Source organism: Flavobacterium frigoritolerans (assembly GCF_025847275.1).
In the GTDB taxonomy this organism is placed as follows: domain Bacteria; phylum Bacteroidota; class Bacteroidia; order Flavobacteriales; family Flavobacteriaceae; genus Flavobacterium; species Flavobacterium frigoritolerans.
In genome coordinates, this window is the sequence record NZ_JAOZEV010000001.1 from 300,687 (window position 1) to 320,300 (window position 19,614).

Annotated in this window: 19 protein-coding genes; 8 read left to right on the forward strand and 11 right to left on the reverse strand. The window is 32.4% G+C overall.

Annotated features, from left to right (window positions below):
• Window positions 1-282 precede the first annotated feature (282 nt).
• Entirely contained in the window at window positions 283-894 is a 612-nt protein-coding gene (locus tag OIU80_RS01290) for an RNA polymerase sigma factor sigma-70 region 4 domain-containing protein (RefSeq protein ID WP_264285304.1), read from the forward strand.
• On the forward strand, window positions 891-1,604 hold the full coding sequence (locus tag OIU80_RS01295; RefSeq protein ID WP_264285305.1) for a DUF3307 domain-containing protein: 714 nt from the start codon (window positions 891-893) through the stop codon (window positions 1,602-1,604). Before OIU80_RS01290 ends, OIU80_RS01295 begins: the two co-directional genes overlap by 4 nt.
• Here OIU80_RS01295 and OIU80_RS01300 read toward each other — a convergent pair.
• On the reverse strand, window positions 1,590-2,609 hold the full coding sequence (locus OIU80_RS01300; protein ID WP_264285306.1) for a quinone-dependent dihydroorotate dehydrogenase: 1,020 nt from the start codon (window positions 2,607-2,609) through the stop codon (window positions 1,590-1,592). The two genes, OIU80_RS01295 and OIU80_RS01300, sit on opposite strands and share 15 nt — an antisense overlap.
• A gap of 49 nt (window positions 2,610-2,658) precedes the next feature.
• On the opposite strand from OIU80_RS01300, the gene OIU80_RS01305 reads away from it, so the two are divergent.
• Complete coding sequence (locus OIU80_RS01305; protein ID WP_264285307.1) at window positions 2,659-3,903, forward strand: formylglycine-generating enzyme family protein; 1,245 nt, start codon at window positions 2,659-2,661, stop codon at window positions 3,901-3,903.
• A gap of 125 nt (window positions 3,904-4,028) precedes the next feature.
• Window positions 4,029-5,306 carry a peptidase T gene (gene pepT, locus OIU80_RS01310; protein ID WP_264285308.1) on the forward strand — a complete coding sequence of 426 codons (1,278 nt, stop codon included), beginning with the start codon at window positions 4,029-4,031 and terminating at the stop codon, window positions 5,304-5,306.
• Window positions 5,307-5,439: 133 nt separating this feature from the next.
• Here the strand turns inward: pepT and OIU80_RS01315 are convergent, their stop codons facing one another.
• Both OIU80_RS01315 and OIU80_RS01320 read right to left on the reverse strand, forming a co-directional pair.
• Complete coding sequence (locus tag OIU80_RS01315) at window positions 5,440-6,396, reverse strand: aldo/keto reductase (protein WP_264285309.1); 957 nt, start codon at window positions 6,394-6,396, stop codon at window positions 5,440-5,442.
• Window positions 6,397-6,580: 184 nt separating this feature from the next.
• Complete coding sequence (locus tag OIU80_RS01320; protein WP_264285310.1) at window positions 6,581-7,162, reverse strand: HdeD family acid-resistance protein; 582 nt, start codon at window positions 7,160-7,162, stop codon at window positions 6,581-6,583.
• A 292-nt stretch (window positions 7,163-7,454) separates the two neighbouring features.
• Between OIU80_RS01320 and OIU80_RS01325 the strand changes: the two genes are divergently transcribed.
• Complete coding sequence (locus OIU80_RS01325; protein WP_264285311.1) at window positions 7,455-7,961, forward strand: C40 family peptidase; 507 nt, start codon at window positions 7,455-7,457, stop codon at window positions 7,959-7,961.
• Window positions 7,962-8,055: 94 nt separating this feature from the next.
• Here the strand turns inward: OIU80_RS01325 and OIU80_RS01330 are convergent, their stop codons facing one another.
• The gene (locus OIU80_RS01330; RefSeq protein ID WP_264285312.1) at window positions 8,056-8,463 is read right to left on the reverse strand and encodes a DUF1573 domain-containing protein; all 408 of its coding nucleotides are present in this window, start codon (window positions 8,461-8,463) and stop codon (window positions 8,056-8,058) included.
• A gap of 168 nt (window positions 8,464-8,631) precedes the next feature.
• On the opposite strand from OIU80_RS01330, the gene OIU80_RS01335 reads away from it, so the two are divergent.
• The 3 genes from OIU80_RS01335 to OIU80_RS01345 are packed head-to-tail and all read left to right on the forward strand — an operon-like array spanning window position 8,632 to window position 11,395.
• On the forward strand, window positions 8,632-9,894 hold the full coding sequence (locus OIU80_RS01335) for a sensor histidine kinase (protein WP_264285313.1): 1,263 nt from the start codon (window positions 8,632-8,634) through the stop codon (window positions 9,892-9,894).
• Entirely contained in the window at window positions 9,891-10,574 is a 684-nt protein-coding gene (locus OIU80_RS01340) for a response regulator transcription factor (protein WP_264285314.1), read from the forward strand. The genes OIU80_RS01335 and OIU80_RS01340 overlap by 4 nt, the downstream gene beginning before the upstream one ends.
• A 53-nt stretch (window positions 10,575-10,627) precedes the next feature.
• A complete protein-coding gene (locus tag OIU80_RS01345) occupies window positions 10,628-11,395 on the forward strand; it encodes an MBL fold metallo-hydrolase (protein ID WP_264285315.1) in 768 nt (255 codons plus the stop codon).
• Here the strand turns inward: OIU80_RS01345 and OIU80_RS01350 are convergent.
• The 7 genes from OIU80_RS01350 to OIU80_RS01380 all read right to left on the reverse strand — a co-directional run bounded on the left by OIU80_RS01350 (window position 11,390) and on the right by OIU80_RS01380 (window position 19,277).
• Entirely contained in the window at window positions 11,390-13,624 is a 2,235-nt protein-coding gene (locus OIU80_RS01350; protein ID WP_264285316.1) for a B12-binding domain-containing radical SAM protein, read from the reverse strand. The two genes, OIU80_RS01345 and OIU80_RS01350, sit on opposite strands and share 6 nt — an antisense overlap.
• Before the next feature lie 128 nt (window positions 13,625-13,752).
• Window positions 13,753-15,030: an MFS transporter gene (locus OIU80_RS01355; RefSeq protein ID WP_264285317.1), complete on the reverse strand. Its 1,278-nt coding sequence runs from the start codon at window positions 15,028-15,030 to the stop codon at window positions 13,753-13,755.
• 213 nt (window positions 15,031-15,243) lie between these two features.
• Window positions 15,244-15,762, reverse strand: coding sequence for a hypothetical protein (locus OIU80_RS01360; RefSeq protein ID WP_264285318.1), 519 nt, complete (start codon window positions 15,760-15,762; stop codon window positions 15,244-15,246).
• Window positions 15,763-15,797: 35 nt separating this feature from the next.
• Window positions 15,798-16,487 carry a peptide chain release factor H gene (gene prfH, locus OIU80_RS01365; protein ID WP_264285319.1) on the reverse strand — a complete coding sequence of 230 codons (690 nt, stop codon included), beginning with the start codon at window positions 16,485-16,487 and terminating at the stop codon, window positions 15,798-15,800.
• The gene (locus tag OIU80_RS01370) at window positions 16,475-17,086 is read right to left on the reverse strand and encodes a hypothetical protein (protein WP_264285320.1); all 612 of its coding nucleotides are present in this window, start codon (window positions 17,084-17,086) and stop codon (window positions 16,475-16,477) included. The genes prfH and OIU80_RS01370 overlap by 13 nt, the downstream gene beginning before the upstream one ends.
• Window positions 17,087-17,101: 15 nt before the next feature.
• A complete protein-coding gene (locus OIU80_RS01375) occupies window positions 17,102-18,493 on the reverse strand; it encodes an RtcB family protein (protein WP_264285321.1) in 1,392 nt (463 codons plus the stop codon).
• Window positions 18,483-19,277: a hypothetical protein gene (locus tag OIU80_RS01380; protein WP_264285322.1), complete on the reverse strand. Its 795-nt coding sequence runs from the start codon at window positions 19,275-19,277 to the stop codon at window positions 18,483-18,485. The genes OIU80_RS01375 and OIU80_RS01380 overlap by 11 nt, the downstream gene beginning before the upstream one ends.
• Between the last annotated feature and the right edge of the window lie 337 nt (window positions 19,278-19,614).

Here is a 19,614-nt window from a genome sequence, read left to right on the forward strand (position 1 = left end):
ATAATTGAAAATATTACCTAAAAACGTAATAAAAAATAATATTACTTATATTTGTAATACTATTATCTCCCTGAGCGGAGTCGAAGAATCATTATATCAACAACCTATACTGAATGTAAAAGGCTTCGACTCAGCTCAGCCTGACACTACAGAAAGTATAACAAAAACAATCAAGATACATCTTCTTGAGTGAAGTCGAAGGACGCATTTTACAATAGACAAACTAAAGAAGCGGAACAAATTGAAACAAAAAAGCTATTTAATTTTTAATTATATTTGGATATGATAAGTATAATCACAGGAGACATTATAGGTTCTAGACAACTAAAATCCAAAGATTGGATTGATGGTTTAAAAAAATTATTTGGTCAATTTGGTAAAAATCCAAGTGAATGGGAAATTTACCGTGGTGATGAATTCCAGATAGAAATTAAAAATCCTGAAGATGTTTTATTAACTACTTTATTAATAAAAGCCTATTTACGATCTATAAAACTCGATGCAAGGATGAGCATCGGTTTTGGAGATAAAACACATAAAGCAAAAAAAATATCTGAGAGTAACGGAACTTCTTTTATAAATTCTGGGGAACTTTTCGAAACTTTAAAAAAGCAAAAAACTACCTTGGCTTTAAAATCAGGAAATATAGATTTTGATACAAAACTCAATTTAATGTTACGCTTAAGTTTAACTTTTATGGATAATTGGCTGGTTCCAGCTGCAGAATTTATAGTAATTGCAATACAGAATCCCACTTTATCACAGGAAGAAATTGGATTAAAACTAGGAATTAACCAAGCCGCTGTAAGTAGAAGACAAAAACGTGCACAATTTGATTTAATGATGGATTTAGACCGTTATTTTAGGTCGCAAATAAAAGAACTTGCTTTATGATACTATTTGTAAAATTATTTTTGGCACACTTACTCGGCGACTTTATTTTTCAACCTAATTCTTGGGTTGCTGATAAAGAAATCAAGAAACAAAAAAGCATTTACTTGTATATACATGCAAGCTTACATGGCATTATAACTTGGATTCTAATTGGTGAATTATCTTTTGGATGGTATGCGCTTTTATTAGCTATTACGCATGGTTTTATTGATTTTTTAAAACTTCATTTTCAAAAAGACACTACCAAAAGAGCCTGGTTTATTGGTGACCAAATTGCTCATTTTATAGTTTTGATAGCCATTGCTTTTTTATACAATCATCAAAAAATAGACTTACTTTGGTTTAATAGTCAGTTCTGGATTATAGTAACCGGTTTTTTGTTTTTAACCAAACCTACTTCTATTTGTATCAAAAACCTCATCTCAGTTTGGACTCCCGAAAATAATAACAGAACTGACAATTCTCTTGCCAATGCAGGAAATTACATTGGCATACTAGAACGTTTATTTGTTTTTTGTTTTATAATCACTGGACATTTTGAAGCCATAGGTTTTCTATTGGCTGCAAAATCTATTTTTAGATTTGGTGATTTAAAAGAAGCTAAAGATCGTAAACTAACTGAATACGTACTTATAGGAACTCTTTTAAGTTTTGGAATCGCATTACTTACTGGCCTGATTGCTCAAGTTATGTTATTACAAACCTTTTAAAACTTCTTTATTGATAGCTTTTATCAAAGCTGGCCCTTCATAAATAAAACCTGTATATAGCTGAATCAAACTTGCTCCTGCATTTAGTTTTTCGATAGCATCTTGGGCCGTATGAATTCCTCCAACTCCTATAATAGGGAATGCTTTGTTACTTTTTTCGGAAAGAAAACGAATTACTTCAGTCGATCTTTGGGTTAATGGTTTCCCTGATAAACCACCCATTTCTTCTTTATTTACTGACTGCAATCCTTCTCTAGAAATTGTAGTATTGGTTGCAATTACACCTGCAATTTGTGTAGTTTTAATAATATCGATAATATCTAATAATTGCTCGTCGGTTAAATCTGGAGCAATTTTTAATAAAATCGGTTTTGGCTTTTCGTGCGTTAGATTTTTATTTTGTAACGTTTGCAATAATTGTGTCAATGGCTCTTTATCTTGTAACGCTCTTAAATTTGGCGTGTTAGGAGAACTTACATTCACTACAAAATAATCAACATGATTAAATAATGCATCAAAACAAATGATGTAATCATCGACTGCATTTTCATTTGGAGTAATTTTGTTTTTACCAATATTCCCTCCAATTAAAACACCTTTATTTTGTTTTAAGCGCTCTATAGCTTCGATAACACCACCATTATTGAATCCCATTCGGTTAATAATCGCCTGATCTTCTTTTAAACGAAACAATCTCTTTTTAGGATTTCCTTCTTGTCCTACTGGTGTTACAGTTCCTATTTCTATAAATCCGAAACCAAAATCTGAAAGTTCTTTATATAATTTGGCATCTTTGTCAAATCCTGCAGCAAGTCCAACTGGATTACTAAATTTTATTCCAAAAACTTCTCGTTCTAAACGAGGATCATTTACTTTATAAATTGCTTTTATAATCGAAGAAACTCCTGGTATTTTTGAAATAAATCTAACAAATGAAAAAGTAAAATAATGAACTTCCTCTGGGTCATACCTAAAAAGTATCGGGCGAATAAGCAATTTGTACATAAGTGTGTTGTTGTTTTTGTGGTTGCAAATTTAATTATAATATGCTTAAATGAACCCAATTTATGCAAAAAAACTGCTTGTTAATTTAATTCCTTTTAAGTTTTTTGTTGTACTTTTATTTCCTGAAACAAACTATACAAATTCTATAGAACTAATGAAAAAAGAAAATGGATTTTGGTTATTTGGAATGATAGCCGCAGGTATTTTATTCATAAGCTTTGGCTACGCAAATTTTATAAAACCAACTAAAGAAAATTCAACGCTAGATTGCAATGAAATTCAAATAGCCTCGTCTGAATCTAAATTTGAACCCACAATCATTAATAAAAAAGCAGCTCCGTCTAAAGCTCCAAAAGGTATGGTTTGGATTCCCGGAGGAGAATTTTCGATGGGAAGCAATATTGCTGACGAAAGTTTATGCAGTATAAAAGGTGTTACCAAAGATGCTGCTCCAATACATCGCGTATATGTAGATGGCTATTGGATGGATGAAACCGAAGTAACCAATGAACAATTTGAGCAGTTTGTAAAAGCAACTGGATACATTACTGTCGCAGAACAAAAACCCACCAAAGAAGAATTCCCTACAGTTGCCGAAGAGAATTTAATAGCAGGTTCCGCAGTATTTACACCAACTTCTACATCTGTAAATCTAGATAGCTTTTTACAATGGTGGTCTTACATTGGCGGAACTGATTGGAGACATCCCGAAGGCCCCAATAGTACTATAAAAGGTAAAGAAAAATATCCAGTAGTACAAGTTGCCTATGAAGATGCAGCCGCTTATGCAAAATGGGCAGGAAAAAGACTTCCTAGTGAAGCTGAATGGGAATTTGCAGCTAGAGGTGGTAAAACTGGAGAATTATATGCATGGGGAAATACTTTAAAACCTAAAGGGAAATTTCAGGCCAACATATATCAAGGTCAGTTCCCTATTAAGGATGGCGACACTGGAGAAGACGGATTTAAAGGAATTGCTCCAACAGCACAATACGCACCGAATGCCTATGGATTATACGATATGGCTGGAAATGTTTGGGAATGGGTGAATGATTGGTATGACGTTGACTATTACAAAGCATTAGCCGAAAGTGGTAAAGCTACCAAAAACCCACACGGTCCCGAGGTGAGTAATGACCCATCTGAACCTGGCCTCCATAAAAAAGTACAACGCGGCGGTTCCTTTTTATGTACCGATCAATATTGTACACGTTACATGGTAGGCACCAGAGGAAAGGGAGAAGTGCGCTCTCCTGCAAACCATCTAGGCTTTAGATGTGTAAAAAGCATTTAAAAAAATAAATAATACGAAAAGGATCCTATCACAGCATAGAATCCTTTTTTGTCTGTATTAGGATGTTTTTAGTCTAAAATAAGACAGCTAAAAAAATTGCCTATATTTGCTAAAAAAATAAAAAAATGCAACATATTATAGATCGATTTATTAGTTATGTAACAATTGATACAGAGTCTGATCCAAATTCACAAACTACTCCAAGTACTGCTAAACAATGGGACCTTGCTAATAAACTAGCCGAAGAACTAAAAAGCATCGGTATGCATGATGTTACTATAGATGACAAAGCTTACATCATGGCTACTTTACCAAGTAATGTAGAACATGCTGTTCCAACAATTGGCTTTATTTCCCATTTTGATACTTCACCAGATTTTTCAGGAGCTAATGTAAAACCACAAATCATTCCTAATTATGACGGTAAAGACATTATATTGAATGCTGAGCAAAATATTATTTTATCTCCAAGTTACTTCAAAGATTTATTACAATATAAAGGACAAACTTTAATTACAACCGACGGAACTACATTATTGGGTGCTGACGATAAAGCTGGAATTACAGAAATTGTATCTGCAATGGAATTCTTAATTAAAAATCCAGATATTAAACATGGTAAAATTAGAGTTGGTTTTACTCCTGATGAAGAAATTGGTCGTGGTGCACATCATTTTGACGTAGAGAAGTTTGGCGCTGAATGGGCTTATACCATGGACGGAAGTCAGATTGGAGAACTTGAATATGAGAACTTTAATGCTGCTGGTGCCAAAATTACTTTTAAAGGGAAAAGTGTTCATCCTGGTTATGCCAAAGGAAAAATGATTAACTCGTTGCTTATTGCTAATGAGTTTATTAACGAACTACCTAAAGGAGAGACTCCTCAAGAAACTAAAGGATACGAAGGTTTTTTTCACGTACATCATATAACCGGAACTATCGAAGAAACTGTTCTTGAACTTATTATTAGAGATCATAGCGCAAAAAGATTCGAAAGACGTAAAAAATTGATTGAGAGAATTACTAAAAAAATCAACCATAAGTTTGCTAAAAAATTCGGAGAACCAATCGTTATTACCGAAATAAATGACCAATATTACAATATGAAAGAAAAGGTTTTACCTGTAAAACATATTGTTGATATTGCAGAGAAAGCAATGAAAGAATTAAACATAAAACCATTAATAAAACCTATTAGAGGTGGAACTGATGGCTCTCAATTATCATACAAAGGATTGCCTTGCCCAAACATTTTTGCTGGTGGTCATAACTTTCATGGAAAATACGAGTATGTTCCTGTAGAAAGTATGCAAAAAGCAACTGATGTTATTGTAAAAATTGCTGAGTTGACAGCAATCCCTGGTATTTTTGATGTACCTGCAAAGCCTACAAAAAAGAAATAATTTTACTTAGCTTAAGTCAAAAGCAATAAAAAATCCCAATCTAATTTTTTAGATTGGGATTTTTGTTTTTTAATTTCTCTTATAAAAAACTACCTTTTTTAGGAATAAATAACAATGCATTTCTACATTACCCCTATCCCAAAATAGCTTCAATCATTTTTAATTCCTCTTGCGAAAAATCAAGATTTTGCAAACTATCTATATTATTATTTAACTGCCCTACTGAACTTGCACCAATTAGAACTGATGTAATTCGATTGTCTTTTAATAACCAAGCCAATGCCATTTGTGCCAAAGACTGATTTCTCCTTTGAGCAATTTCATTCAAAGCAATTATCTTTTGTACTTTTTGTTCTGACACTTCTTCTAACTGCAAATGCCCGTTTGGATTTGAAGCTCTGGAGTTCTCTGGAATCCCTTTTAAATATTTATCAGTCAATAGTCCTTGTGCCAAAGGTGAAAATGCAATACAGCCTACTCCTTTTTCTTCGAGAACATCTAATAAACCTGCTTCGGCTTCGCGAACAAACATCGAATATTTAACCTGATGTATTAAACATGGTGTCCCTAATTGTTTTAAAATTGCAGTGGCTTCTCTGGTTTGTTCTGCATTATAATTAGATATTCCTGCATATAAAGCTTTTCCGCTTCGTACAGCGTAATCCAAAGCCATCATTGTTTCTTCCAAAGGTGTTTCGGGATCAAAACGATGAGAGTAAAAAATATCTACATAGTCTAGTTTCATCCGTTTTAAACTCTGATCCAAACTTGACAATAAGTATTTTCGAGAACCCCAATCACCATAAGGCCCTTCCCACATGGTATAACCTGCCTTAGTAGAAACTACAATTTGATCGCGTAGATTTCCTTGAAAATTGTGCCACAGTATCTTCCCGAAATTTTCTTCAGCAGAACCTGGAACTGGTCCATAATTATTAGCCAAATCAAAATGTGTTATTCCTTTATTAAAAGCTTCTTTAATAATACTTTCACCGTTTTCAAAATTATCTACCGAACCGAAATTATGCCATAATCCTAAAGATATCTGCGGTAATAATAATCCGCTTTTTCCGCATCTGTTATATTTCATTTTATTAATTTAAAGATTGAAATTTTAAGAATCTAAACATAATCAGTACATAAATTCTACTTCTGTAAAAATAAGAAATCGAAAGTATTATACAATTAATTTATACTAATTGAAATACTTCCGATTTATCGTTTTATGATTTTGAATATCCAAAAAACAATCTTTATAAAATTATCTTATTTAATTATTCATGCAACTTCTCAGAAATATCATGTATTTTTTTCAGCTTGAAAGAAAAGTAAATATAGAAAGCTCCAATTGCAATAAAAGCAAAAGCAGTCCAATACACCAACGAAAGTCCTGCGAAAATAGGGTTCCATAATAATATGAATGAAAATATAATTCCAAGAATACCTAAAACCAAAAGATTCGCCCAATCTGGTACTCTATAACTCTTTAAATCAAAAGCAATAACTATTGCCATGATAGAACGGAATAAAATCACAAATCCTATATATAACGGAAGTATTGTAATCGAAATTAACGGATTAGAAATTAACAATATCCCTACAACTAATCCTAAAATTCCTGAAGCTAATGTCCAGCCCCAATTATCAATTTTTTTTCTGTTTGAAAGTGCAAAAATAACTTCAAAAATTCCACTCCCCAGAAAGGAAATACTAAAAACAAACGCAAGAGTTAAATATGCTGCTAATGGTGTTATAAAAGACCAAATTCCAATTCCAACAAAAAGTATTCCCACTAGTAATGGGATATACCAATAATCAATAGCTTTTTTTACTTTTTTAAATAAAGAATTTTCCATAAATATATTTTAAAATCATGCTTACTCTATTAAGTTTTCAGCTTACCTTTAATGATCACCCCCAATCATAAAACAGCTATATTCGGTCTGTTTTATTACGAAGTCTCTCAAAGATAAGGAATAAATATAGCTATTTGTAAAAATTAACTCATAAATTCCCTTGTGTTTCTTCACTTAAAGGATTTTATCAATCCTATCCAAAAATGCTTTCCAATCCTTTCATATTATATTCCTTTGATATTAAAGAACATCCACATATCTTTATAAATTAAATCATTTCTCTACTTAAAAAATGAAATTCACCATTTATATATTTACAGTTGCAGTTCTACTTTCATCGTTTACCATAAAAAAAGAAGAAAAAATTGTAAAAAATCAAATTCAAGAAATACAATCTATAATAGATAGGGATGCTATTATTACCTATTCTAAACAATATCTTGGAACACCATATGTATATGCGGGCAATAATCCAAAAAAAGGTTTTGACTGTTCTGGTTTCGTTAATTATGTTTTTCAATATTTCGATATTAACTTACCACGAAGTTCTGGTGCTTATAAAAATATAGGCAAGGCAAAATCACCCGAAGATTTTAAAGTGGGAGATATTTTAGTTTTTTATGGTTATAAAGATAGAAAAAGCATAGGCCATCTTGGAATTATTTGTGAAGCCAATGGCATGAAATCAAAATTCATACATGCCTCATCTGGGAAAATAAAGAGCGTAACAATTAGTGCATTAGACTCTAATCATTACAGTAATCGTTTTTATAAATGTATTAATGTATTGCCTAAATAATTAATTTTCACTTTAGTTAATTTATAAAACAAGCACAAAAAAAACTCCAAACAATTTAACTTGCTTGGAGTCTAGAAATTATAACTAACTACTTTTATAAAACTATTCCTTTTAATGTAAGTACTTTTGGAGTTGGTTCTGCACTTGTTACTACTGTAACAGTTTTAGAAAAAGCGCCTTTACTTGCAGCATTGTATGTTGCTGTGATCTTTGCTGATTTCCCAGGAAGAATCGGCTCTTTTGTATAATTTGTTGCTGTACAACCACAAGAACCCTGAACACTTGTAATAACTACAGCTGTTTTTCCTGTGTTTTTAAATTCAAAATCAATTTCCTTTGGAACATTCAGTGGTATTTGCCCTACATCGATAGTTTCTGATTTCCATGTAATTGATCCAGCAAATGCTGCAGTGTTTGCTAGTATTGATTCTACTGGAGCAACTGCTGAGAAAGACATTAACCCTAAAGTTAATACTAATAATAATGGTCTGATAATTTTCATAAGTCTAAAATTTAAATGATTATTTGGTTTGTCATTTTGAACATTACAAATGTAAATCGGATAAAAATGAAACGCTGTTAAGCGATTTCAAATGTTTGTTAACGACTTGTTAATCGCTGTTTTTAAAGATATTTTTGATTAATATTACACCCTGTAAATTGTATTTAAGTGAAAATAAACAGACTCAACAGCATTATCATTCTGGGTTTTATAGCAATCATCGGCATATTAGTCGTGCAATTACTATGGACCAAAGAAGCTTTTACTCTTGAACAAAAGAAGCTAAATCAGAAAACACATATTGCATTACTTGAAGTTGCAAAAAAACTACATGAAAGCAGTAGTAATGAGTTACCTGCGCAAAGCCCTATTCAAAAAATATCCAATGACTATTATGTTGTAAACATTGAAAATGATTTTGAGCCCGATATCTTGGAATTTTATTTAAAGTCGGAATTCAAGAAAATGAATATTACAACTGATTTCGAATACGCCATGTACAATTGCCAGAGCAATGAAATGATATATGGAGATTATATTTCTTTATCAAAAAAATCAAAAGGAAAACAATCTGTTCATTTTCCAAAACACAAAGATCTAGTTTATTATTTCGCTGTACGTTTCCCTAATGAAACTACTTATATATTCAGCTCAATGCGATTTTGGTTTGTGCTTTCGATTATGCTTATTATCATTTTACTAATTTATATCTACTCGATTTTCATGCTTTTACAGCAAAAAAAATACTCCGAGTTACAGCGTGATTTTATTAATAACATGACACACGAGTTCAAAACTCCTTTGGCTTCTATTTTAATTGCTTCAAATTATTTAATTAAACAAAATCCGATCAAAGAAGATAAGAAACTTGAAAAATATACTGAAATCATTATCAACCAAAGTGGCAAATTAAATAATCATATCGAGAAGATTTTAAGTATTGCGAAATCAGATTACACCCCATTAGAACTAGAGTTAAAAAACATCTTAATTATCCCCCCTATTGAGGAAACAATAGAAAACATTAAACTAAAATATCCCGATACTGATATAAAAATTGAATCTGACGCTACAAACTATACTATTGTAGCTGATGTTTTTCATTTTACAAACATCGTTTATAACCTTCTTGATAATGCAATAAAATATTGCGATACCAAACCTGAAATTATAATTCGGTTAGCTACTGAAAATCAATTATTAAAAATTGCTTTTATAGATAACGGAATAGGAATTGCAAACAAAAACATTTCTTTTATTTTCGATAAATTTTACAGAATTCCAAATGAAAAAAGTACCCAGTCAAATGGCTTTGGATTAGGCTTGTATTATGTGAAAAAGATTTGCAACTTGCATCAATGGAAAATCAATGCTACTAACAATCCCAAAAAGGGGATTACCATAACCATATCAATTCCATATAAAAAATGAGTATTTTCAAAATTCTTTACACCGAAGATGATGAAACCCTAGGGTTTCTTACCAAAGACAATCTGGAACAAAATAATTATGAAGTAACACATTGTTGCGATGGACAATTGGGTTTGGAAGCTTTTAATAATGGTAATTTTGATATTTGTATTTTGGATATTATGATGCCAAAAATAGATGGATTTGAACTCGCTACCGAAATAAGAAAAAACAACTCTGATATTCCTATCATTTTCCTTTCCGCTAAAACACTAAAAGAAGACAGAATAAAAGGATTGCGACTAGGAGCCGATGATTATCTCGTAAAACCTTTTAGCATTGAAGAATTACTTCTAAAAATTGAAATTTTCTTAAAGCGTTCACAAAAAAATGACTCTATAGATAAATCCATTTATAAAATTGGGAAGTATCATTTTGATACTAAAAACTTTATTCTTTTTAATGAAAATGAAAAAATTGGCCTTACACAGCGTGAAGCTGAATTATTGAAATTATTTCTTGACAATAAAAACTCCGTTTTAAAAAGAGAGCAGATTTTAACTTCGCTTTGGGGAGATGATGATTACTTTATGGGCAGAAGCCTTGATGTCTTCATTTCACGTCTGCGTAAAATTTTAGTAAATGAACAGGGAATTTCTATAGAAAACCTACACGGAATTGGTTTCCGATTTACCATCTAATTCTTGTCCAAATTTATAGAATTTTGTATTTTTAATATTCAAATATTCCAGATATGAGATTGCATCATTTGCGTAATGCCACTTTAGTAATTGAAACAGAAAAATATGTTATTTTAATTGACCCAATGTTAGGCAAAAGAAAAACTATTGCTCCTTTTAGTTTTTTTCGCTACAAACCTAAAAGAAATCCACTTACCTATCTGCCAAAAAATAGCAGAGACATTTTGAGCAAAGTCACACATTGCATCATTACACATTTACACCCAGATCATCTCGATAAAGCTGGTGAGATTTTCTTAAGAAGAAAATCGATTCCTGTTATCTGCAGTGTCAAAGATGAAAATGCTCTTATTAAAAGAAGTTTAACCGTTATTCAAACTCTGGATTATTGGAAGCCACAAAACTTTTTAGGCGGAAAAATAACGGGCATACCAGCTGTTCATGGTTATGGTTTTATTGCAAAACTAATGGGAAATGTAATGGGGTTTTATATCGAACTACTTAATGAAAAATCGATTTACATTAGTGCTGATACTATTTTTACTGAACATGTACAAAAAGTACTAACTGAGTTTAAACCCGATATTGCAACTATTGCCTGCGGTACCGCACGATTAGATTTTGGACAGCCATTATTGATGAGAATGAATGATATTTTAAAATTTATTGCACTTGCACCAGGCAAAGTATTCGCGAACCATTTAGAAGCTTTAAATCATTGTCCAACAACCAGAACAGAATTAAAACTTGCTTTAACTGCAAATGATCTTTTAGCAAAAACTTCGGTTCCTAATGATGGCGAATGTGTTGAGTATTTATAAAACCAATAATCCAAATTCTCTTAACGTATTCACAGGTTTAGAATACCAAAACAATTCGAAATCTTCAGAACTAGTTTCAAAATCGGCTTTGATTTCCTGAAATGTATACGTTTTCGTTTTTGCAACTGAAATTTTCTGTAGCATTTCAACTAGCCATTCTCCTTCGCTTTTATTCGTCTGAATACTGAAACTTTCTTTTTTATCATGAAAAGTAAGCGTTAGCATTTCCCACGAATTTCCTTTTTTAGATTTGGTAAAGGCTTCTGTAAAAGGCTTTCCTCCCAACCAAACAATTTTGGCAGTAGGTTTTATATTAAAATCTTCTGATTCCTGTAATGCATCATAAATAAAATCTTGCCCAATCTTCGTTTTTGGAATTTTAAAATCAAACCAGTCTTGAAGCTCATAATCAAAACAAATTCCATGCATGAAATTAAATAATGATTTCTTTAACCCAAAACTAAATTTATCGTGATTGATTCCTGTAGAGTCTGTATAATCGATGTCATTATTCGCAAAAGTTCCAATGGCTTCTGTTGCTTTTTTTACACCAAATTTCTCTGGATACATTCCTACCGGGCTATGTGCAGTCATGGCAAACTGATGCCAAAATCCTGATTGTAAAACTCCAGCTTCAAATAACTGGCGCACCATTTCGAGGCTATCAACGGTTTCCTGAACCGTTTGTGTTGGATATCCATACATTAAATATGCATGAACCATAATTCCTGCTTCGGTAAAATTGCGGGTTACTTTTGCAACTTGCTCTACAGTTACCCCTTTATCTATAAGTTTTAATAATCTATCCGAAGCAACTTCTAAACCTCCTGAAACGGCAATACAGCCCGAAGCTTTCAATAACAAACATAAATCGGCTGAGAAACTTTTCTCAAAACGAATATTTGTCCACCAAGTTACTGCCAGCTTTCTTCGAAGGATTTCGAGTGCCAAAGCACGCATAAGTGCTGGTGGAGCAGCTTCATCTACATAATGAAAACCATTTTGCCCCGTTTGCTCCATCATGTCTTCCATTCGGTCACATAACAAACTTGCCGCAACAGGTTCATAAACCTTTATGTAATCTAATGAAATATCGCAAAATGTACATTTTCCCCAATAACAACCGTGTGCCATGGTGAGTTTATTCCAACGTCCATCGCTCCACATTCTGTGCATTGGATTTACAATTTCAATAACCGAAATATATTTATCCAATAACAAATCAGAATAATCTGGCGTTCCGACTTGAGATTGCTTATAATCTTGTTTAAGCGAATTATTTTTATAAACTACTTTTCCGTTTTCTAACAGAAAAGTTCGTTTATACGAATTAATCTCAGGATTTTCGATACTCGAAATTAATTCTTCAATTGGTACTTCTCCATCATCCAAAGTAATAAAATCGAAAAACTCAAAAACACGTTTATCTGAAAGTGAACGTAATTCGGTATTTGGAAAACCACCTCCCATTGAAATTTTAATTTCAGGATAATTCTGTTTTACCCATTGTGCAGCTCTAAATGCACTATATAAATTCCCAGGAAATGGAACTGATATTAAGAACAAAGTTGGCTTTACCGATTCTATACGTTCTTTTAAAATCGAAATTAAAACCCCATCAATATAAGTTGGTTCTTGCTGTAAAGCTTGGTACAATTCATCAAAAGAATTGGCACTTCGACCTAAACGCTCGGCATAGCGACTGAAACCAAAATTCTCATCAACACATTCTACAATAAAATCCGAAATATCTTCAAGATATAATGTAGCTAAATGTTTTGCTTTGTCCTGCGTTCCCATAGTACCAAATGCCCAATCGAGTTCTTCTAATTGTGCAAATCGAGAAGCCTCTGGCAAGAAATCTTCCTGACAAATTTGTAATGCTAATGTTGGATTCTTTCCTTGTAAAAAGGCAATTACAGCATCGATAGTTTTAAGATATTCCTCTTGTAATGCAAAAATACGTTTGGAATTATCTGAAATTGTATTCCCTAAAACTTCAAATTTTGAATTTGGCCCGAGGCTGGAAGCCGAACTAGCGGAGCAAATCTCAAACAAATCTTGTAATCCTTTCTTTGAAAATAATTCTAAAATTACTTCAATACCTAAATCTGCCTGAACCGATTCTATATTTTTAGTATTCAGGAACCCTTTAATATAGGCAGTTGCCGGATACGGTGTATTCAGTTGGGTAAAAGGAGGCGTGATTACAAAAAGCTTAGTTTTCAAAGGGAAATATTTTCTGCAAAAATACGGGATATTTATAATGTTTCTGCAAAAAGATTTAGCTCCTGTTTTTCAAACAAAAAGGGTCGTCTAAAATAATTAGACGACCCTTTTTTATTAGGATTAAATTCTTAAAACTTATGTTCTTTTTTACTAATTACTAATAATGACAACATCGAAATAAAAGCTGCAATACTAAGATAAAAACCTACGTAGGTTAAATTATAAGTACTCGCTAGCCAAATCGCAATCATTGGGGCAAATGCTGCACCAATAATTCCTGCCATATTAAAGGTTAATGAAGCTCCTGAATAACGAACGGCTGTAGGAAACAATTCAGACAGAAAGGTTCCTAAAGGGCCGTAAGTAAAGCCCATCAAGCCCATTCCGAGGCATAAAAAGAAAGTAACCATAGTAGCATTTCCTGAATTTAGAAAATAGGAAAAGAAAAAACCAAAAACAGCAATAGCTCCCGTAGTTAAAATTAATATTTTACGACGTCCGATTTTATCTGCTACTACAGCGGAAATAGGGATAAATAAAGCAAAAAACAATACTGAAAACAACTGAATCAATAAGAAGTCTCTTTTGGCATAACCTAAATCAGAAGTTGCCCAACTCAATGTAAATACAGTCATTAAATAAAATACCAAGAAGGTTGTAACAGCTGCAAGTGTTCCAAAAATCAATTGATTTTTATACGATTTAACCAAAGTGAAAAATGGAATTTTCACTTCTTCTTGTTCTTTTTTAGAATTTTCAAAAGAAGGTGTTTCTGTAATTTTAGTTCGAATATAAAACCCGACTACAACCAAAAGTGAACTGGCGATAAAAGGAATTCTCCATCCATAATTCATAAAATCTTCATTACTCATCGAATCTGTAAGTAATAAAAAAGTCCCTCCTGAAAGCAGCAACCCAATTGGCGCTCCTAATTGTGGAAACATCCCATACCAAGCACGTTTATTTGGTGGTGCATTTTCAATCGCTAACAAAACTGCTCCTCCCCATTCTCCTCCTAACCCAACACCTTGTCCAAATCGGCATAACATCAATAATAAAGGAGCAGCAACACCAATACTAGCGTAACTAGGCAAAAAGCCAATTGCTACTGTTGAAATCCCCATAGTTAACAAGGCTGCAACTAAAGTAAATTTACGTCCAATTTTATCTCCATAATGCCCAAAAAATGCTGAGCCTAAAGGGCGTGATAAAAAAGCAATTGAAAAAGTAGCTAATGACTCTAAAGTTGCCATAGTCGAATCTGAACTTGGAAAAAATAACTGCGGAAAAACTAATACTGCAGCATTGGCATAAATATAAAAGTCAAAAAATTCGATTGTAGTACCTATTAAGCTACCAAAAAGAACGTGTTTTGTGGAATTTACTTTTTTGGAATTATTTTTCATATTATTCTATATGTATTTTAAGAAAACAGGATGTAAAAATGAAGCTAATTCCCAAAAGTAACAAATATTTATCTTCAAAATTAAAGTCTATTTGTGAAAAACTTAATACAAAAAGTATAGTACCCTAATTATAGCCTGTTTAAAATATTTTTTTAATAAATATAAATTTCTAGAAATAAAAAAGGATATCCATTATGACATCCTTTTCTAGCATTATTTCTTTTTATTTTTAATAGGTTCCTCTTTTTTAGAACCTTTTTTTATTTTTTTGTTTAATCTTTTTTCAGTCTCTTCAATATCATACTCGTAAGCTGAATTTATAGTTACCAGTTTTGCCTTTTTCAATGCTTTCAATGCTTTTTTAAACTCTTGCTGGCTCTCCAAAAGCATTACTTTCTTAAGAAATATCTCAACTTTGTTAATCCCTTTAATAGTCAGTGCAAAGTCAATTAACTTCACTGCTTCTTTGTAATCTTCATTCAAAATCAAAGTATGAATATAAAAAGGATATACTTCGATTGTATTGATATTAATCGAAATAGCCTGCTGAAAATATTCTTTAGCTTCCTCATATTTAAATAACTGATCGCTTAAAACCTGTCCATATAAGCATAAAGCCATCGTGTTTTTATCATCATAAGACAACGCATAATCCAATGATTCGATGGTTTCTTCCAACGAATATGGATAACTATCTAATGCCTGAAAAAGATATTTATCTACTGTTTTCATAATCTATTCTATTTAGGAATTCAAGATTTTAGAACTTAATCATTTTCTAAGTAATCTTCTCTTTTTAATCTTTGTCTTTCCTGTTTGTAATTTTTTGTTTGTTTTTGTTTTTTAAAATCTGACCCCTGAAAAACCCGAATCGGATTACCTCGCTGGATTTGCAATTGATTCATCCATTGCATCTGAAATTCGGCCTTGAATTGTTTGACAGTTTCATCCTTAAACTTTTGAAATAGTCTCTCTGTCGCCAGTTTTTTATTCTGATGCTGCGAACGTGAATCCATAGACACAACACTTATCCCTGTAGGAACATGGGTTGCTCTTACAGCCGAACTTACCTTATTTACATGTTGTCCACCAGCACCCGAACTTCGCATTGCCTGATACTGAATATCATTCTCAGAAATTTGAGTTGTAGTCACTTTATCAACTTCAAAAATTCCGATAAACCAATTTTTACGCTTATGAAATTTCCTAAACTGACTCTGTCCTATCCATTGGATGGTTCCAATCCAAGAATTCACAAATTCATCAAGATTATTACTTTCTAATAAAATTGTGGCTGTTTCTACTGTACCATTTTCTATTCCTGTTTCTCTTTGAAGCAAAGTAGTCTTTATTTTATTGTCATTTGCTTCTTCCAGGAATGTTTTTAAAACCTGAGCCACAACCCAGCTGCATTCTGCTGGGCCACGACCTGATGTTATTTGAATTATTTTTTCCATTTATCTATAATCTTCAATAGTTTTTCTCTGTTTTTTGCCTCTTTTACAAATTTTGGCAAACGAGCTACTAAGCTTGAACTGTAATTTATTTTTGAATTCCGTTCTCGCAAATCTGCTCCAATGTACCTTTCTAAATAATCAATATGTTCTTGATTGTAAGCCCAAAATATTTCCCCATCTACTTCTTTTTGAAACCAAAGTGGTAAATTATACCATGCATCGGTTACTAAACCATCATTTACTTTAGAGCTCTGTAAAACCGCTTTAATTTTTGGTTTCCATTCTTCTTGAAAGTTACAATGCGGGCATTTAGCTTTATATTTTTCGGGCTTCTCTTTTAAAAGTTGCGATTCATATTCGTATTTTTCAAAACAATGATTGCAATATGCTTTCCCATAAGCAATGTATCGATAAACGGGCTCTTTGAGTTTATAAAAACAATGTTTGCATTCAAAAACTGCAGAATAGCAACGACCGCATTCACAGCCAATTTTATTTTCTCTTTTAACAGCCGATTTAGAATCACATTTCGGACATTTTACCAAAATCTCATTGGAAAAATTTCCTAAAAATTTATTTTCATCTTGAAATCGTTTCATCTTTTTAAATTTTAATTATCTGTCCATTCGAACGATTTTTGGTGTAAACGTTCCTAAAACATCCACCAATTCTGTTTGATTAGCCATTACTTTATTAATGTCCTTATACGCCATGGGTGCTTCATCAATGTTTCCACCAATTAAACTCACATCGTTAGCTTTCAAGACTTTATTAATCTCACTTTGTGTAAACGATTCCTTGCATTTTCTACGAGAAAAAAGTCGTCCTGCTCCATGTGATGCGGAGTTTAAACTCTCCGAATTTCCTTTTCCCTGAACAATAAATCCAGGTGCAGTCATCGAACCCGGAATAATACCAAGTTCCCCTACATTAGCTGGGGTTGCACCCTTACGATGTACAATAGCTTCTTTACCATTTACCGTTTCTTTCCATGCAAAATTGTGGTGATTTTCGATCGTTACAACCACTCGTTTACCAATTGCCTTGGCAATTCGGCGGTGAATATCATCATGGCAAGCTTTGGCATAATCTCCAGCTAAGTTCATAGCCAACCAATATTCTTGTCCATCATGCGTATTTAAATCCAACCAAGCCAAATGCTGTACATTTTTAGGTAACGGACATTGTTTAGTTGCCAGATACGTATAATGTTTGGCAATATTAGCTCCCAAACCTCTTGATCCACTATGCGAAAGCACTGCAAAATACTCGCCTACTCCAATTTTCCACTCATTAAGTGGATTGGTAATTTTAGCAATTCCGAACTCTACAAAATGATTTCCTCCACCAGATGTACCAAGTTGTTTATATGCTTTACTTAATAAACTTTTAATAAGTGGAATATCCTGAAACTCACTTCGGCTAAACACTTCGTGATCTGCTCGTATGGTATGCGTTTCATACATTCCAAACTTCGTATTATCTTTTAAAATTGCTTGTAATTGATGATCTTTTCCTTTAAAAAAAGATGCTGGTATATCAAAAATCGACAAACTCATTCGGCAGCCAATATCCACTCCAACTCCATACGGAATAACAGCATTATCTGTTGCTAAAACACCACCTATTGGCAATCCATAACCAGAATGTGCATCAGGCATTAAAGCTCCTGCAACCGAAATTGGTAATTTTAAAGCATCATATAACTGATACTTAGCCTGCTCATCGATTTCATTTTCTCCAAATATGGAAAATGGTGCACGAGTATTATTTAACTGATGCATTCTTACCTGTACCGGATTTACCAATCCTTCTGCGACCTTACCCCAAGTACCATGTCCTGTAAATTTTTCAGGCGATAGTAAAACTTCTTTGGCTTCGTTTAATATACTCTCTTTTTTTTCTCGTTTACGGTATCTATTTATTTGCCCCAAGGCTATATTGATACTATTATTTTTTGGAAAGCCTATTTTAATCAGGTCCTTTCCGGATAATTTATTTCCCATTGTATTTTTTATCTTTTGGGTCTATTGCCCCACTATTTAGATATTCTTTTTCTTTATAATATTCATCCATTACGGTATGAATTTGTTTATTGTCTAATGGATTTTGGTATTTTATTTTTTTATTATTCCATCTCCAATAGTTCACACTTCCGCGTGCAATTTTTATCATTGAATTTCGAAGAAAATTTCTTGTTAGATAATTATCTAACTTATCTATTTCACTTTCTAAAACAGCATCGACCATTTTAGTATGTGTTATCATATTTGGTCTGACACGTAATACATAGCGCCAAGGTTCATTAAATACATAATGCACTTTATAGCGTTTACAATTAGGACACCAACGTTCCCTTTTATAAAAATGTGTTTTTTCTTTCTCAGTCAACGCTAATTTTGGGCTTCTCCATTCTGATTCTGAAAACTCTTTTACCATCTGAAGGCTTTCAACATATACATGCTTTCTTTTTCTCTTTTTCTTTTTCTTAAAAGATTTATCAGAAGAATATTGTACTGTGTTTATCTTCTCTAATACTGTTTTATAGAACAATGCCTCTTTAGATCTTGCAATATCTTCCCTTAGTACAAAATAGCGCTGCCATCCTTTTTGGTAGGGCGTTGCTAAAGGAACTAAAGGCAAACAACTTTTCTTTTTCCAAAGTTCACCTTCAAGCTTATTCAACTGAATTAATTGTTTTTCGAAATCCTCTTTAACTAATCTCTTTTTTTGCCTTTTTTTCTTTAAGCGACTACATTGGATGTAATCATCTAAAAGATAATTATCCATTTTAAAAAAATTTAAATTATAGTTTTCCTGTCAAGTATTAAAAAATACAAGACAAAAGCATTTTATCTCCAATAGATAAATTGAGTTCGGGGTATCGGGAATTTTTTGAAGTGTCTAGAATAAAAAAAGCCCGAAAGTTAATTTCCTTCGGGCTTATTCATATATCTAAAATTGATTTGCTATGATTGCGAAAAGCCACGAAGACACATGACAACAGAATCTAATCCTGATGTGATGTTTTGAGAGGTAAAGTTTAATACAAACATTGTCTTCGTTATTAATTGGTTAATGATTTATTTTCTAATGCAAATTTTGCAAATTATTTTTCAAATAAACA

Excerpts from the sequence above, each read along its gene's own strand:
- OIU80_RS01290 (WP_264285304.1), top strand. The coding sequence starts at position 283 with ATGATAAGTATAATCACAGGAGACATTATAGGTTCTAGACAACTAAAA.
- OIU80_RS01295 (WP_264285305.1), top strand. The coding sequence starts at position 891 with ATGATACTATTTGTAAAATTATTTTTGGCACACTTACTCGGCGACTTT.
- OIU80_RS01300 (WP_264285306.1), bottom strand. The coding sequence starts at position 2,609 with ATGTACAAATTGCTTATTCGCCCGATACTTTTTAGGTATGACCCAGAG.
- OIU80_RS01305 (WP_264285307.1), top strand. The coding sequence starts at position 2,659 with ATGAACCCAATTTATGCAAAAAAACTGCTTGTTAATTTAATTCCTTTT.
- pepT (WP_264285308.1), top strand. The coding sequence starts at position 4,029 with ATGCAACATATTATAGATCGATTTATTAGTTATGTAACAATTGATACA.
- OIU80_RS01315 (WP_264285309.1), bottom strand. The coding sequence starts at position 6,396 with ATGAAATATAACAGATGCGGAAAAAGCGGATTATTATTACCGCAGATA.
- OIU80_RS01320 (WP_264285310.1), bottom strand. The coding sequence starts at position 7,162 with ATGGAAAATTCTTTATTTAAAAAAGTAAAAAAAGCTATTGATTATTGG.
- OIU80_RS01325 (WP_264285311.1), top strand. The coding sequence starts at position 7,455 with ATGAAATTCACCATTTATATATTTACAGTTGCAGTTCTACTTTCATCG.
- OIU80_RS01330 (WP_264285312.1), bottom strand. The coding sequence starts at position 8,463 with ATGAAAATTATCAGACCATTATTATTAGTATTAACTTTAGGGTTAATG.
- OIU80_RS01340 (WP_264285314.1), top strand. The coding sequence starts at position 9,891 with ATGAGTATTTTCAAAATTCTTTACACCGAAGATGATGAAACCCTAGGG.
- OIU80_RS01345 (WP_264285315.1), top strand. The coding sequence starts at position 10,628 with ATGAGATTGCATCATTTGCGTAATGCCACTTTAGTAATTGAAACAGAA.
- OIU80_RS01355 (WP_264285317.1), bottom strand. The coding sequence starts at position 15,030 with ATGAAAAATAATTCCAAAAAAGTAAATTCCACAAAACACGTTCTTTTT.
- OIU80_RS01360 (WP_264285318.1), bottom strand. The coding sequence starts at position 15,762 with ATGAAAACAGTAGATAAATATCTTTTTCAGGCATTAGATAGTTATCCA.
- prfH (WP_264285319.1), bottom strand. The coding sequence starts at position 16,487 with ATGGAAAAAATAATTCAAATAACATCAGGTCGTGGCCCAGCAGAATGC.
- OIU80_RS01370 (WP_264285320.1), bottom strand. The coding sequence starts at position 17,086 with ATGAAACGATTTCAAGATGAAAATAAATTTTTAGGAAATTTTTCCAAT.
- OIU80_RS01375 (WP_264285321.1), bottom strand. The coding sequence starts at position 18,493 with ATGGGAAATAAATTATCCGGAAAGGACCTGATTAAAATAGGCTTTCCA.
- OIU80_RS01380 (WP_264285322.1), bottom strand. The coding sequence starts at position 19,277 with ATGGATAATTATCTTTTAGATGATTACATCCAATGTAGTCGCTTAAAG.